Genomic DNA, 14829 nt, shown 5'->3' on the forward strand with positions numbered 1-14829 from the left:
ATGCCGCCTCTGGCCGGGTGAACGGAAACACTGCGCCCATCATTTACCAATTGGAAGGGTAGTGGACCCCCGGACCCTTGGAAACCCATTTGACCACGCGATTCACAAACGTCGTTAACGCCTCGTTCACCATCCGGGCGCTTCCTGAACGGCATGAGACCGGCCGATGCGGCCATTTGATGACCGATGCCGAGAGTTCCCGACATGACCGAGAAGGCCATCGATTTCGCCTATCTCTCCCGCCAGACCGCCGGGGACCACGAGCTGGAGCGCGAACTGCTGACGCTCTTTGCCCAGCAATGCGTCGTCCATCTGCGCGCCATTCACGGGAGCGCCGACCGGCAGGCGCGGATGGATGCCGCCCACACCCTGAAGGGCGCGGCGCGTGCCATCGGCGCCTGGCGCGTCGCGGAGGCCGCCGACCGCATCGAGGAGAGCCTTTCCGGACCGGAGCAGGCGGTGAGTGAGACCGCGCTCGATGCGCTCGCCCTGGCGGCAGCCGAGGCGAGGGCGGTGATCGCCCTCTTCGACTGCGCTGCCTGAGCACGCGGCTGCGGCGCGAAATCCCGTTCCGTGCCGCTTTGAAATGCTCTAAGCGGGGGGCCGTCATCGCGCCGCCGGAGTTCCTCATGCCGAACATCACCTTCATCGACGCTCAGGGCGAGAGCCGCACCGTCGAGGCCGAAGCCGGGTCGACCGTGATGGAGACGGCCATCCGCAACGCGATCCCCGGCATCGAGGCGGAATGCGGTGGGGCCTGTGCCTGCGCCACCTGCCATGTCTATGTCGACGACGCCTGGACTGCCGCTGTCGGCCCTGCCGAGCATATGGAGGAGGATATGCTCGACTTCGCCTTCGACGTCCGCCCGAATTCGCGCCTGTCCTGCCAGATCCGCATCCGCGACGATCTCGACGGACTGATCGTCCGCACGCCTGCGCGTCAGGGCTGAAGCCATACTGACTTCCCCCGGAACCGCTTCGTCATCCCGGATCGGCGCTGCTGCGCAGCTTGTCCGGGATGACGGCGTGCTTCTACCAGAAACCGGCTAGCTTCAGGCTCCGCCGCGCGGCGCTGCGCCGCATCCTGCATTTTGCGCTGGATCATGGCGCGGGTGCTGGCACACTCCATGATGGTTGCACAACCAGCCTAGGAGGATGCGATGTACAGATCGATCATGGTCCCCGTAGATCTCGCCGAAGCCGAGCTCGCCCAGCCGGCGATCGCGGCAGCCGTATCCTTCGCCAAGATTTCGGGCGGAAGGGTGCGGCTGGTCTATGTCCGCTCGCTGATCCCGGTCACCTATATGGAATTCGTGCCGGCCGATTTCGATTCCGAGCAGCAGGAGGATGCCGAGGCCAAGCTCGCCGAGATCGCGGCCAAGGTCGACCTGCCGGCCGAGCGGGTTTCTGCCAAGGTCCTGATCGGCTCGGTCCATGGCGAGGTCCTGGCCGAGGCCGATGCCGGCGGGATCGACCTCATCGTCATCGGCTCGCATGAGCCGGGCATGCTCGCCTATGTCATCGGATCGAACGCATCGGCCATCGTGCGCCGGGCGAAATGCTCGGTGCTGGTCGTCCGCTGAGCCTCAGCCCGTCCCGCCCGGGACGAGGCTTTCAGGCACCTCGCCGGTCGCGAGTTCGCGCGGCCGGTTGAGCTTGACCAATGGCCAGACCTGCCAGAACGAGGCTGCGATCAGCAGGACGCCGAGCAGCCCGGCATTGGTCGCGCCCTGCTGGAAGGCGCGCAGCGTGAAGGCCGCGAGCATCAGGAGCGAGAGCGCGCCGACCACGGCGACGCCGAGCCAGATCGGCTTCGGCCGCCCGGCGACGAAGCGCGCGCGCGGATTGGCCCGCGCGATCGCGGCCGAGAGCGCCGTGACGAAGCGGTGATAGCGCGGATCGTCGCGGTCGAGATCGGTGAGTGAGCGCCAGGACAGGTTGCCGAAGGTCACGGTCCGGCCGTCGCTGAGCCTGAGCTGCGTCTTGTAGCCCTTCGACGAGATGTTGCCGGGCGCGTAGACGAAGCGCACCTGCTCGACCGCGCTGAGGCGGATGCTGTCGACCCGGCGCGTCCGGTCGACCTCCAGCGTCTCGCCGTCGAGCTTGTAGGCGATCTCGAACCCGACGGGCTTCGGCCGCTGGCGCCAGCTCGGGGCAGGGCCATCGTCGTCTTCGGTCATGATGGTATTCGTCACCGCGCCAGAACCTTCATCGCGCCATCGAGCCCGTCGAGCGTCAGCGGGAACATGCGCCCGCCCATCAGCCCGCCGATCTGGCGGATCGACTGGGTGTAGTTCCACAAGTTTTGCTGCACCGGGTTGAGCCAGACCGATTTCGGGAATTTCGTCGCCAGGCGCTCCATCCAGACTTCGCCGGCTTCCTCGTTCCAATGCTCGACCGAGCCGCCGGGCATGGCGATCTCGTAGGGGCTCATCGAGGCATCGCCGACAAAGACGAGACGGTAGTCGGACGGATAAGTCCTGAGCACGTCCCAGGTCGCGATCTGCTGGTCGTGGCGGCGGCGGTTCTCCTTCCAGACCCGCTCATAGGGGCAGTTGTGGAAGTAGAAATGCTCGAAATGCTTGAACTCGGCCCGCGCCGCCGAGAACAGCTCCTCGGCCAGCTCGATATGCCAGTCCATCGAGCCGCCGACATCGAGGAAGAGCAGCACCTTCACGGCATTGCGGCGCTCGGGGCGAAGCTTGACGTCCAGATAGCCGTGCCGGGCGGTCTCGGAAATGGTGTTGTCGAGATCGAGTTCCTCGGCCGCGCCGGTGCGGGCGAAGCGGCGCAGGCGCCGGAGCGCGATCCGCATGTTGCGCACGCCGAGCTCGCGCGTGTCGTCGAAATCCTTGAACTCGCGCTTGTCCCAGACCTTCACCGCCCGGAAATTGCGGTTCTTGTCCTGGCCGATGCGGATACCTTCGGGATTGTAACCGTAGGCGCCGTAAGGCGAGGTGCCGGCCGTGCCGATCCACTTGTTGCCGCCCTGATGGCGGCCCTTCTGCTCTTCGAGCCGCTGCTTCAGCGTCTCCCAGAGCTTTTCCCAGCCCATCGCGTCGATCTGGGCTTTCTCTTCATCGGTCAGGAATTTCTCGGCGAGCTTGCGCAGCCATTCCTCGGGAATGCCGGCTTCCTCGATCGCCTGTTGCAGCGTCTCCATGCCCTTGAACACCTGGGCGAAGACGCGATCGAACTTGTCGAGATGGCGCTCGTCCTTCACCAGCGTGGCGCGGGCGAGATAGTAGAACTCGTCGACCCGATGTTCGGCGAGATCGGCCTCGACCCCTTCGAGCAGCGTCAGATATTCGCGCAAGGTCACCGGGACCTTGGCGGCGCGCAGATCGGTGAAGAGGCGAAGGAACATGCCGCTAATGTGAGGGCATGGGGCGCCGGGTCAAGCAGCGTCCGCGTTTCATGCGCGAACGCCGCTCGATCCCGATGATGGCCTTACGCCACCGCGTCGGCGAGGTCCTTGGTGACCTTGAACTTAACGACGGTCTTGGCAGGAACCTTGATGGTCGCGCCGGTCGAGGGGTTGCGGGCCTCGCGGGCTTCGCGCTTGGCAGCAGAGAGCTTGCCGATGCCGCCGAGGGTGACGTCGTCGCCGCTCTTCAGGGTCTTGGCGACGGTCGCGCCGAGAGACGTCAGGATGGCGGAGACGTCGGCCTTGGTCTTGCCGGTCTCTTCGGCGATGGCGGCGATCAGTTCGTTCTTGGTCATGAAATCCTCCTTGAGAAGGTTGTTCAGGCGTCGCGTGCTGGATGACGGCCGATCATGCTCGTTTCCGGCATGAGCGGCCGCGGCACATGGGTGCCATTCGCGGCGCGCAACTCACGCAGTTGCCACGGCTAACGCGGAAAGACGATGCCCGCGGCGGTAGATACGCACAGGAAACGGCTTCGTTCCATCGGATTCAGGCGGGAACGAGCCCAATTTAGAGCCATGACAGGCTTTTGCGGCCGAATTGACCAATCGTCAGGTCCCTGGGCCGGCGAATCGCTGCTGCGGCGGCGTCGTGCAGCCGCAGCAGCGAAGGTATGAGGATCAGGCCTGGATGCCGTCGACGTACCAGTCCATCTTCGAGAGCATCTCGTCGCTGGCCTTCTCGCCGGCCTTCAGGCGGACTTCGCCCTTCTGGTCCTTGAGTTCGCCGGTGAAGGGGTGGAGCGTGCCGGCGATGATGCCCTTGGTCACCTCGTCGGCAGCAGCGCGGGCGGCCGGGGTGACGGCGTCGTTATAGGGCGCGATCTTGACCATGCCGTCCTTGAGCCCGTGCCAGACGGCGCCGCTCTTCCAGTTGCCGTCCATCACATCCTTGACGCGCTTGATGTAGTAGCCCGACCAGTCGTCGACGATGGCCGAGAGATGGGCCTTCGGCGCGAAGGACTTCATGTCCGAGGCCTGGCCGAAGGCGAAGACGCCGCGCTGCTCGGCCGCCTGGAGCGGGGCGGCGGAATCGGTGTGCTGGGTGATCATGTCGGCGCCCTGGTCGATCAGCGCCTTGGCCGCGTCGGCCTCCTTCGCGGGGTCGTACCAGGTCGAGCACCAGACGACCTTGGTCTTGAAGTTCGGGTTCACCTTGCGGGCGGCGAGGTGGAAGGCGTTGATGCCCATCACGACTTCGGGGATCGGGAAGGAGGCGACATAGCCCGCCTGGCCGGTTTTCGACATATGGCCGGCGATGGTGCCGATCACGGCGCGGCCCTCGTAGAAGCGCGCATCGTAGGTCGCGACGTTCTCGGCCCGCATATAGCCGGTGGCGTGCTCGAAATGGATCTTCGGGAACTGCTTGGCGACCTGGATGGTCGGGTTCATGAAGCCGAAGGAGGTCGTGAAGATCAGCTGGTTGCCGGCCTGGGCGAGCTGGCGGATGGCGCGCGCCGCGTCCGGGCCCTCTGCGACGTTCTCGATGAAGCTCGTCTTGATCTTGGCGCCGTATTCCTTCTCCAGCGCGAGCCGGCCCTGGTTATGCGTCCAGGTGTAGCCGTGGTCGCCGATCGGGCCGACATAGACGAAGCCGACGCCGAGCGGGGCCTGGGCCGAGGCGCCCCGGCCGAGGATCGGCAAGGTGGAGGCGGCGGCCGCGCCGAAGGTCAGCTTGCGGCGGGTGATTATGCTGGTCATGTCCGAGAACTCCCCATTGTGGGTTGCGGCGTCAGGACGCCGAGAAAGGTTTGCCGAGGCAGGCGGGCGCGTCGAGCCGGCCGGTCTTCCGTCCTAGCGACATCATGGTCAGAACTGCAATCGTCGCAAGGTAGGGGGCCATTGCCAGAACCTCCGGCGCGAGCCAGGTGACGCCGGCCGCCTTGAGCTGCAATTCGAGCGTCATCACGGCACCGAAGAGATAGGCCCCGAGCAGCAGGCGCCCCGGCTTCCAGGCCGAGAACACGACGAGCGCGAGCGCGATCCAGCCGCGCCCGGCGGTCAGCCGGTCGGCCCACATCGGCGTCAGCGCCAGCGAGAAATAGGCGCCGCCGAGCCCGGCCAGCGCGCCGCCGAAGGCGACCGCCGCATAGCGGATGGCGACCACCGGATAGCCGATGGCATGGGCCGAGGCGTCGTTCTCGCCGACGGCTCGCAGGATCAGTCCAGGCCGCGTCCGGCGCAGGAACCAGCTCACGCCCGCGACGAGCGCGAGCGAGAGATAGACGAGGATGTCGTAGCCGAAGATCACGCGCAGGATCGGATGCTCCGACAGCCCCGCGGGAAAGATTGGCTGGAGCCGCGAGATGGTGCGTCCGACGAAGCCGGCGCCGATCAGCGACGACGCGCCGATGCCGAAGATCGTCAGTGCGAGCCCCGTCGCGACCTGATTGGCTGTCAGCGAGAGCGCAAGCACGGCGAAGACCATCGAGGCAGCGACGCCGGCGAACGCCGCCGCGACGAGGCCGATGCCGGTGCTGCCGGTCGAGAAGGCGACCGCGAAACCCGCAACCGCGCCGCAGAGCATCATGCCTTCGACGCCGAGATTGAGCACGCCGGCCTTCTCGGCGACGAGTTCGCCGAGCGAGGCCAGCAGCAGCGGCGTCGAAGCCGCGATCAGCGTCATCAGGATGGAGACGAGCATGGCAGAGGTCATGCGGCTCTCCGCTTGAATACGATCCGCCAGCGCACCAGCACGTCGGTAGCCAGCAGCATGAACAGCAGCATGGCCTGGAACAGGCCGGTTGCGGCCTGCGGCAGCCGGACCGTCGATTGCGCGATCTCGCCGCCGACATAGGTTCCTGCCAGCACGATGCCGCCGAAGACGATGCCGAGCGGGTTCAGCCGTCCGAGAAAGGCGACGATGATCGCGGTGAAGCCATAGCCCACCGGGAATTGCGGCGTGAGCTGGCCGAACGGCCCGGCCGCCTCGAACAACCCGGCAAGGCCGGCAAGCGCGCCGCTGATCAGCATCGTCGCCCAGGTCGTGCGTGCCGCGCTAAAGCCGCCATGGCGCGCCGCGGCCGGCGCGAGGCCGACGACCTTGATCGCATAGCCCGCGGTGGTCTTTTCCATCAGCAGCCACGCGATGATCGCAAGCACGAGCGCGGCGGGGATGCCGAGATGGACGAGTGTCCCCTCCAGCACGGTCGGTAGCGTCTGGTCCGCCGTGAACATCCGCGTCTGAGGAAAATTGAAGCCGCCGGGGTCCTTCCACGGGCCGCGCACCAGGAAGTACAGGAACTGCACGGCGACATAGGTCAGCATCAGGCTGGTCAGGATTTCGCTGACCTGCAGTTTGACGCGCAGGAAGGCCGGGATCGCCGCCCAGGCCATGCCGCCGAGAATGCCGGCCAGCACCATGGCGGGCAGGATCCACCACCCTGTCATGTCATAGGTGAGCAGGGCGACGCCGGTGCCGGCGATGGCGCCCATGACGTATTGCCCCTCGGCGCCGATATTCCAGACATTGGCGCGGAAGCCGATGGCGAGCCCGAGCGCGATCATCACCAACGGCGCGCCCTTGACCCCGATATCGCCCCAGCGCTGCGGCTCCAGGAACGGCGTCAGGAAGATGCTCTCGACCGCATGGAAGCCGTCATAGCCCATGGCGGTGAAGACGATCATGCCGATCAGCATGGTGAGCCCGATCGCGATCAACGGGCTTGCGAGCAGCATCAACGTGCTCGGCTCGCGGCGGCGGCGCCATTCAAGCATGGGCCGCCTCCGCGCCATGGACGCCGCCCATCATCAGGCCGATCTCGTCGATGCCGAGGCTCGCGACCGGGCGCGGCGCCGACAAACGCCCCTCGTTGATGACGCAGAGCCGGTCCGCCAGCTCCAGCAATTCGTCGAGGTCCTGCGAGATCACCACCACGGCCGAGCCCTTGGCCGCGAGGTCGACGAGTTCCTGCCGGATCGCGGCGGCGGCACCGGCATCGACGCCCCAGGTCGGTTGCGAGACGACGAGCACGGCCGGCTGCTGGCCGATCTCGCGGCCCATGATGAATTTCTGCAGGTTGCCGCCCGAAAGCGAGCGGGCGAGGGCACCATTTCCCGTGGTGCGCACGTCGAAGAGCTTGATGACGCCATCGGCGAAGCGCTTGACGCTGCCGCGATTGATGAAGCCGTGCGGCGCCAGCGGCAGGCGATGGCGCGCCGTCAGGATGCCGTTATCGGCGAGCGAGAAATCCGGCACCGCGGCATGGCCGTTGCGCTCTTCGGGCACGCAGGCGAGGCCGAGCCCCCGGCGCGCGCCTGCGCCTTCCAGGCCGACAGCTTTCCCGTCGAGTTTTATCGCTTCGGCATGGGCTGGGAGCTGTTCGCCCGAGAGCGCGGTCAGGAGTTCGGCCTGCCCGTTGCCGGCAACGCCGGCAATGCCGAGAATTTCGCCGGCCCGCGCTTCGAAGGAAACATTCTCGAGGTCGGTCCCGAAGGGCGGCTCACCGGGGAGCGAAAGACCCTTGATCTCCAGCCGGACGGCGCCCGAGGTCGCCGCCTTGCTGTGCTCGATCTTGCGCAGCTCCGCGCCGATCATCAGCTCGGCCATGCGCTTGGTCGTCTCGACCTTGGGGTCGCAGGTCGCGACGACGCGCCCGCCGCGCAGGATCGTGGCGCTGTCGCAGAGCGCTTTGATCTCGTGCAGCTTGTGCGAGATGTAGAGGATCGAGCAGCCCTCAGTCGCGATCTGCCTGAGCGTCGCGAACAGGCGCTCGACCTCCTGCGGCGTCAGAACCGAGGTCGGCTCGTCCATGATCAGCAGCTTCGGCTTCTGCAGCAGGCAGCGCACAATCTCGATGCGCTGGCACTCGCCGACCGAGAGCGTATGCACCTCGCGCTCCGGATCGAGCGGCAGCGAATAGGATTGCAGGATCGCGGCGACTTGGCTCTTCAGCTCGTCGCGGTCGACAGCTTCGTCGAGGCCGAGCGCGATGTTCTCGATCACCGTCATCGCGTCGAACAGCGAGAAGTGCTGGAAGACCATGCCGATGCCGAGCTTGCGCGCGGCCTTGGGCGAGGGGATCGAAACGGGCGAGCCGTTCCAGGAGATCGTGCCTTCGTCGGCCTGCTGTACGCCGTAGATGATCTTGACCAGCGTCGACTTGCCGGCGCCGTTCTCGCCGAGCAGGGCGTGGATTTCGCCCGGCGCGACGCTCAGGCTTATGTCCTCGTTGGCTTTGACGCCGGGAAAGCTCTTCGAGATATGGGCGAGCGCCAGCCGCGGCGGCACATCCTGCTCACGCGGCTGATTCATGTCGCGACCGTCTCCCTTTCGCCGGCTCCCGGCGGCCAAGCAAGCAACGCACCAGCTCGGCTGCCGTCAAGGCCGCGATCACCTCCGGCCGCTTGTCGTCCACATCCGAACCGCCAATCGGACAGGTCAACCGGGTCAGCGCCTCGCGCCGCCCGCCGCTGCGCAGGAAGCTCGACTCGAAACGGGCGCGCTTCGTGGCCGAGCCGATCATGCCGACATAAGCGGCATCGCCGCGCGCCAGCGCCGCCTCCGCGAGCCGGTAGTCGAGCGCATGGCTGTGCGTGAGCACGACGAAAGCGGCATTCGCAGGCGCGCTCGCGATCGCATCGACCGGATCGGCCATGCGGATGCAGGTGACCGCCGCCGGCAGCCCGCTCATGACATCGTCGCGGTCGTCGATCAGCGAGACGGTGAACGGCAGGGGCGCCAGCGCCTGCGCGAGAGCCCGGCCGGTATGGCCTGCGCCGAAGATCAGCACCGGCGGCCGCGCCGCGGCTTCTGCCTTCTTGCGGGCGCTGAACAGGGCAATCTCGGCCGCGCCGGCGTGGCGCAGCGATACGCGCACGCGCCCGCCGCAGCACTGCCCCATCTGCGGGCCGAGCGGGATGTCGAGCAACTGATCCTCGGCGACCTCGCTCAGCATGTGGCGGGCGATATCGATGCAATGGAATTCGAGCTGCCCGCCGCCGATCGTTCCCGCGATGGCGTTTGGGCTGACCGCCATGCAGGCGCCGGCTTCGCGCGGGGTCGAGCCTTCCGCCGCCTCGATCCTGACGAGGATGATGCCGTCGCGCTGATGGGAGGTGAGGAAGGCCGCGAGGGTCATCGCCCCGCCTCCGATCTGACCCGCTCGACTGCGTCCAGAACCCGCTCCGGCGTCGCGGGTGCATCGAGGCGGGGGCAGATGCGATATTCGCCGACGCTTGCCACCGCGTCCGACAGCGCGTGAAGCACCGAGATCGCCAGCATCAGCGGCGGCTCGCCGACGGCCTTGGAACGATGGATCGTCGGCTCGCGATTGGGCGCGTTCTCCAGCAGGTGCACGTTGAAGATACGCGGCCGGTCCGAGGCGACGGGGATCTTGTAGGTCGAGGGCGCATGGGTCCAGAGCCGGCCCTTCTTATCCCAGACCAGTTCCTCGGTGGTCAGCCAGCCCATGCCCTGCACGAAGCCGCCTTCGATCTGGCCCTTGTCGATCGCTGGGTTCAGCGACTGCCCGCAATCATGCAGGATATCGACGCGCTCGACCTTGTATTCGCCGGTCAGCGTGTCGATCGCGACCTCGGCCGCCGCTGCGCCATAGGCGAAATAGTAGAACGGGTGGCCGCGGCCGGCCTTGCGGTCCCAGTGGATTTTCGGCGTCGCGTAAAAGCCTGTTGCGGAGAGCTGGACGCGGGCCATATAGGCGGCCGCGATCAGGTCCTTGAAGGCGATCTCGCGGGGGCCGACCTTCACGCGGCCCGGCAGGAAGGCGATGTCCTCCGGCCGTTCCTGCCAATGTTTCCCGGCGAATTCCGTCAGCCGCTTCTTGATCGTCTCGCAGGCATCGAGCGCCGCCATACCGTTGAGGTCGGAGCCGGAGGAGGCGGCGGTGGCGGAGGTGTTCGGCACCTTGCCGGTCGTCGTCGCGGTGATCTTGATTTGGTCGAGCCCGATGCCGAAGGCTTGGGCCACCACCTGCGCCACCTTGACGTAGAGCCCTTGCCCCATCTCGGTGCCACCATGATTCAGCGCGACCGTGCCGTCGGTATAGACATGCACCAGCGCTCCAGCCTGGTTGAACCAGGTCGCGGTGAAGGAAATGCCGAACTTTACCGGCGTCAATGCGATGCCGCGCTTGACGATGGGGCTTTTCGCATTCGCCTCCCGGATCGCGGCCCTACGCGCCTGATAGTCTGACCGCCGTTCCAACTCGGCAATCACATCGGCGGCGATATTTTCCTCGACCGTCTGGTGATAGGGCGTGACGTCGCTGCGAAGACCTTCACCGGAAGCTTCGCCGCCATAGAGATTGCGGCGGCGCACCTCCAGCGGGTCGAGCCCGGTGGCGTAGGCGACTTCCTCGATGAAGCGCTCCGCACCCACCATGCCCTGCGGCCCGCCGAAGCCGCGGAAGGCGGTGTTCGAGCAGGTATTGGTGAAGAGCGGCTCGGAGCGGGCGCGCACCGCCGGGTAGAAATAGCAATTATCCATGTGGAACAGGGCGCGGTCGGTCACTGGTCCCGACAGATCGGCGTTCCAGCCGCAGCGCGCCGCATAGACGGCGTCGAGCGCATGGATGCGGCCGTCATCGTCGAAGCCGATCTCGTAGTCGCAGACGAAATCATGGCGCTTGCCGGTGATCGCCATGTCGTCGTCGCGGTCGGGCCTGAGCTTGACCGGGCGCCTCAGCTTGCGGGCGCAGATCGCGGCGATGCAGGCGAAGAGATTGGCCTGCGTCTCCTTGCCGCCGAAACCGCCGCCCATGCGCCGCACTTCGACGGTGACCGCATGCGAGCCGACGCCGAGCACGGCCGCGACCATGTGCTGGACCTCGCTCGGATGCTGGGTCGAGACCAGCACGGCCATGTCCTCGTCCTCGCCGGGGATGGCGAGTGCGATCTGGCTTTCGAGATAGAAATGCTCCTGCCCGCCGATCGTCATCGTGCCTTTCAGCCGGCGCGGGCTCGATGCGAGTGCCGCCGCGAGATCGCCGCGTTCGAGCTTGAGCGGTGCGGTCACGAGCTTGCCACCGGCTTCGCGGGCGGCGGCGATATCGATGAGCGGCGCTTCCTCGGCATACTCAGCCTTTGCCAGCGTCGCGGCATGGCGGGCCTGTTCGCGCGTTTCGGCGACCACTGCGAATAGCGGCTGGCCGTGGAATAGAATGGCATCGGTTGCGAAGACCGGCTCGTCATGCAGATGCGTCGAGGAGATGTCGTTGGCGCCGGGGATATCCGCCGCCGTCAGCACGGCGACGACGCCCGGTGCGGCGCGGACGGCATCGAGATCGAGCGAGAGCAGCCGGCCATGGGCGATGCTGCTCGTGCCGAGATAGGCATGCAGCAGGCCTTCGGGCGCGGCGATGTCGTCGATATAGAGTGCCTCGCCCGCGACATGCTTGGGCGCGGAATCATGGATGCGGGAGCTGCCGACCGGCCCGCTCTCCAGTCCGATATCGAGCTTGCGGCGCGCGTCAGCCATGGGCGGCCTCCGCCAGCAGGCCGGCGACCCGCGTCTGTGTTTCAGCTTGCGTCGTCTCGATCAGGAAACGCCGCAGCAGGTTGCCTGCGATCTTGAGCCGATATTGCGCCGAGGCGCGCATGTCGTCGAGCGGGGTGAAATCCTGCGGGAGGGCGGCGATGGCGGCGGCGACGGCGGAGTCATCCCACGGTCGTCCGATCAGCGCGGCTTCGGCCGCCGCGGCCCGCTTCGGAATGCCGGCCATGCCGCCATAGGCGAGGCGGGCGTCGGTGATGCGGCCATCGCTGCCGAGCGTCAGCCGGAAGGCGCCGCAGACGGCGGAGATATCCTCGTCGAAACGCTTCGAGACCTTGGACGCGTGGAACAGGACGCCATCGGCCAACTTCGGTATGAGCACAGCCTCGACGAATTCGCCGGGGTGCCGATCCTGCTTGCGATACTCGATGAAGAAGCTCTCGAGCGGGATGATGCGCCGTTCGATTCCGGCCTCCGGGCGCCGTGCGAGCACCAGCGTCGCATCGAGCGCGATCAGCGCGGGCGGCAGGTCGCCGATCGGCGAGCCATTGGCGATGTTGCCGCCGATCGTGCCGGCATTGCGCACCTGTTCGCCGCCGAACCGGCGCATCAATTCGTCGAGCTGTGGCGAGAGGGCGGCCAGCGCCGTTCTGACGTCGATATGGCTGGCCATCGCGCCGAAGCGCAGATGATCGCCCCCGTCGCTGATCGTCCGCAATGTCTCGATCCGCCCGAGATAGATCACCGGATCGAGCCGCTTCATCGCCTTGGTGACCCAGAGCCCGACATCGGTCGCGCCGGCGACCAGCGTCGCTTGCGGATGGGCAGCGAACAGGTCTGCCAGCGCTTCGATGGTAGCGGGCGCGTAGAAACTCCCGGCTTCGCCTCGCAGGACCAGCGTCTCGGGATCATTCAGCTCTGCAAGGCGCGCTGCGATAGCCTCGCGCTCCCCCAGAAAGCGATCCGCCTCGCGCGGCGCAATCTCGTCCATGCGCCGTCCGGCGGCGATGATCGGCTCGTAGCCGGTGCAGCGGCAGAGGTTGCCGGCGAGCGCATCCTCGATGCGGCCGACGCTTGGCTCCGCCTCGTTGAGCCTGAGCGCCATGAGCGACATCACGAAGCCCGGCGTACAGAAGCCGCATTGCGAGCCGTGGCATTCCACCATCACCTGCTGCACCGGATGCAAGCTGCCATCCGCGCCCTTCAGATGCTCGACAGTGAGGATCTGGCAGCCGTCCAGTGTCGGCAGGAAGCGGATGCAGGCATTGATCGCCTCGTAGCGCACCGTCCCGCGATCCAGCCGGCCGACCACGACGGTGCAGGCGCCGCAATCGCCCTCGGCGCAGCCTTCCTTGGTGCCGGTCATGCGCTGGTCCAGGCGCAGCCAGTCGAGCACCGTCAGGGTCGGGTCGCAGCGGTCGATCTCGACCAGCCTGTCGCCGAGCAGGAAGCGCAAGCTCTCACGCATTTGCCCGCTTCCTTCGCAAAGCCAAATCATGCCCGCAGATTAGGCACGATCCGCGCTTGGCCGGAAGCTTCGATTTGGTGCAGATGTGATGTGGAATTGTGCCGGAGCTGCCCGACGTGACTGCATCCACCGTCCTGCGCGCCCTGCGTGGCCGCCTGTTCTGGTTCGTGGATGATCCACAGGCCGCAGGCGATGCGGCGCATCGTTATGTCGAGGATGGTTTGCTCGTCATCGAGAGCGGGCTGATCATGGCGGCGGGCGAGGCGCAGGATTTGCTGCGGGCGCTGCCGGCCGAGGCCGAAATCGTCGACCACCGCCCGCATCTGATCATGCCCGGCTTCATCGACGCCCATATCCACATGCCGCAGACGCAGGTCGTCGCCTCCTATGGCGCCCAGCTCATGGAGTGGCTGAACAAATACACCTTCGTCGAGGAGCAGAAGCTTAGCGAGCAGGGCCATGCCGAGAAGCTTTCGCGCTTCTTCCTCGACGAATTGCTCGCCAACGGCACGACCACGGCGGCGGTCTATTGCTCGGTGCATCCGCAATCGGCTGAGGCCTTCTTCGCTGAGTCGCAGCGCCGCAACACCCGCATGATCGCCGGCAAGGTGATGATGGACCGCAACGCGCCGGAAGCGCTGACCGATACGGCCGAAAGCAGCTATCGCGATTCGAAGGCGCTGATCGCGCGCTGGCACGGCAAGGGCCGGCAGCTCTATGCGATCACGCCGCGCTTCGCGATCACCTCGACGCCGGAGCAACTGGCGGCGGCGGGGAAGCTGGCGGCCGAGCACCCTGATTGCCATGTCCAGACCCATATCGACGAGAACCGCGCGGAGATCGCCTTCGCTCGCGAGCTTTTCCCGGCCGCAGCCGATTACGCCGATATCTATCGCGGCTACGGTCTGCTCGGACCGAAGAGCCTGATGGGCCATTGCATCCACATGACCCACAATGAATGGCAGGCCTTCGCCGAGACCGGGGCGGTCGCCGTGTTCTGCCCGACCTCCAACCTGTTCCTGGGGTCAGGCCTGTTCGACTGGGCCCATGCGCGCCAACGCGGCGTGAAGGTCGCGGTCGCCACCGATATCGGCGGCGGCACGTCCTATTCGATGCTCAGGACCATGGCCGAGGCCTACAAGGTGCTGCAGCTTCAAGGGCAGTCGCTCTCGGCCTTCGCGGCGCTGCATGCGATAACGCGCGGCAACGCCGTGGCGCTGGGCCTCGATCACTGGATCGGCAGCTTCGAGCCCGGCCGCGAGGCGGATGTCGTCGTGCTCGATACGGGCGCGACGCGGGCGATGGCGCATCGCATGGAAACGGTGCGCGATCTGGCGGAGGAGCTGTTCGTGCTCGTCACGCTGGGCGACGAGCGCAATGTCACTGCGACCTATGTGATGGGTGAGTTGGCCGCCGGCGCGGCATAAGCTCTGCCGTCATTCCGGGGCGCAGCGAAGCTGCGAGCCCGGAATCCAGAGCCGAG

The 14829-nt window shown here is 66.6% G+C and carries 14 protein-coding genes; 4 read left to right on the plus strand and 10 right to left on the minus strand.

All coding sequences use genetic code 11. The annotated features are described in order from the left end of the window. Positions 1 to 204: 204 nt before the first annotated feature. From ACFJGT_RS05470 to ACFJGT_RS05480, 3 genes are all read left to right on the plus strand, one after another. On the plus strand, positions 205 to 543 hold the full coding sequence (locus ACFJGT_RS05470; RefSeq protein WP_377846662.1) for an Hpt domain-containing protein: 339 nt from the start codon (positions 205 to 207) through the stop codon (positions 541 to 543). Positions 544 to 629: 86 nt separating this feature from the next. Continuing rightward, on the plus strand, positions 630 to 950 hold the full coding sequence (locus tag ACFJGT_RS05475) for a 2Fe-2S iron-sulfur cluster-binding protein (protein WP_377846664.1): 321 nt from the start codon (positions 630 to 632) through the stop codon (positions 948 to 950). A 210-nt stretch (positions 951 to 1160) separates the two neighbouring features. Further along, the gene (locus tag ACFJGT_RS05480) at positions 1161 to 1583 is read left to right on the plus strand and encodes a universal stress protein (protein ID WP_377846666.1); all 423 of its coding nucleotides are present in this window, start codon (positions 1161 to 1163) and stop codon (positions 1581 to 1583) included. Positions 1584 to 1586: 3 nt separating this feature from the next. Here ACFJGT_RS05480 and ACFJGT_RS05485 read toward each other — a convergent pair whose 3' ends face one another. From ACFJGT_RS05485 to xdhA, 10 genes are all read right to left on the minus strand, one after another. Then, entirely contained in the window at positions 1587 to 2180 is a 594-nt protein-coding gene (locus ACFJGT_RS05485; RefSeq protein WP_377846669.1) for a hypothetical protein, read from the minus strand. A gap of 11 nt (positions 2181 to 2191) precedes the next feature. Continuing rightward, entirely contained in the window at positions 2192 to 3367 is a 1176-nt protein-coding gene (locus ACFJGT_RS05490) for a VWA domain-containing protein (protein WP_377846671.1), read from the minus strand. 83 nt (positions 3368 to 3450) lie between these two features. Next, the gene (locus tag ACFJGT_RS05495) at positions 3451 to 3750 is read right to left on the minus strand and encodes an HU family DNA-binding protein (protein ID WP_377848930.1); all 300 of its coding nucleotides are present in this window, start codon (positions 3748 to 3750) and stop codon (positions 3451 to 3453) included. A 297-nt stretch (positions 3751 to 4047) separates the two neighbouring features. Beyond that, positions 4048 to 5127 (minus strand): BMP family ABC transporter substrate-binding protein, encoded by a 1080-nt coding sequence (locus ACFJGT_RS05500; RefSeq protein WP_377846673.1) that lies wholly within the window; start codon positions 5125 to 5127, stop codon positions 4048 to 4050. Between the two features lie 31 nt (positions 5128 to 5158). Then, entirely contained in the window at positions 5159 to 6082 is a 924-nt protein-coding gene (locus ACFJGT_RS05505; RefSeq protein ID WP_377846675.1) for an ABC transporter permease, read from the minus strand. Then, a complete protein-coding gene (locus ACFJGT_RS05510) occupies positions 6079 to 7143 on the minus strand; it encodes an ABC transporter permease (protein ID WP_377846677.1) in 1065 nt (354 codons plus the stop codon). Before ACFJGT_RS05510 ends, ACFJGT_RS05505 begins: the two co-directional genes overlap by 4 nt. Next, positions 7136 to 8680 (minus strand): ABC transporter ATP-binding protein, encoded by a 1545-nt coding sequence (locus tag ACFJGT_RS05515; RefSeq protein WP_377846680.1) that lies wholly within the window; start codon positions 8678 to 8680, stop codon positions 7136 to 7138. The genes ACFJGT_RS05510 and ACFJGT_RS05515 overlap by 8 nt, the downstream gene beginning before the upstream one ends. Further along, positions 8664 to 9506 (minus strand): xanthine dehydrogenase accessory protein XdhC, encoded by an 843-nt coding sequence (gene xdhC, locus ACFJGT_RS05520; RefSeq protein WP_377846682.1) that lies wholly within the window; start codon positions 9504 to 9506, stop codon positions 8664 to 8666. Before xdhC ends, ACFJGT_RS05515 begins: the two co-directional genes overlap by 17 nt. Then, a complete protein-coding gene (gene xdhB, locus ACFJGT_RS05525) occupies positions 9503 to 11863 on the minus strand; it encodes a xanthine dehydrogenase molybdopterin binding subunit (protein WP_377846684.1) in 2361 nt (786 codons plus the stop codon). Before xdhB ends, xdhC begins: the two co-directional genes overlap by 4 nt. Continuing rightward, positions 11856 to 13346, minus strand: coding sequence for a xanthine dehydrogenase small subunit (gene xdhA, locus ACFJGT_RS05530; protein ID WP_377846686.1), 1491 nt, complete (start codon positions 13344 to 13346; stop codon positions 11856 to 11858). The genes xdhB and xdhA overlap by 8 nt, the downstream gene beginning before the upstream one ends. Before the next feature lie 116 nt (positions 13347 to 13462). Between xdhA and guaD the strand changes: the two genes are divergently transcribed. After that, entirely contained in the window at positions 13463 to 14773 is a 1311-nt protein-coding gene (gene guaD, locus ACFJGT_RS05535; protein WP_377846688.1) for a guanine deaminase, read from the plus strand. Positions 14774 to 14829 lie beyond the last annotated feature (56 nt).

Source organism: Allobosea sp. UC22_33 (assembly GCF_042700715.1).
GTDB lineage: Bacteria > Pseudomonadota > Alphaproteobacteria > Rhizobiales > Beijerinckiaceae > Allobosea.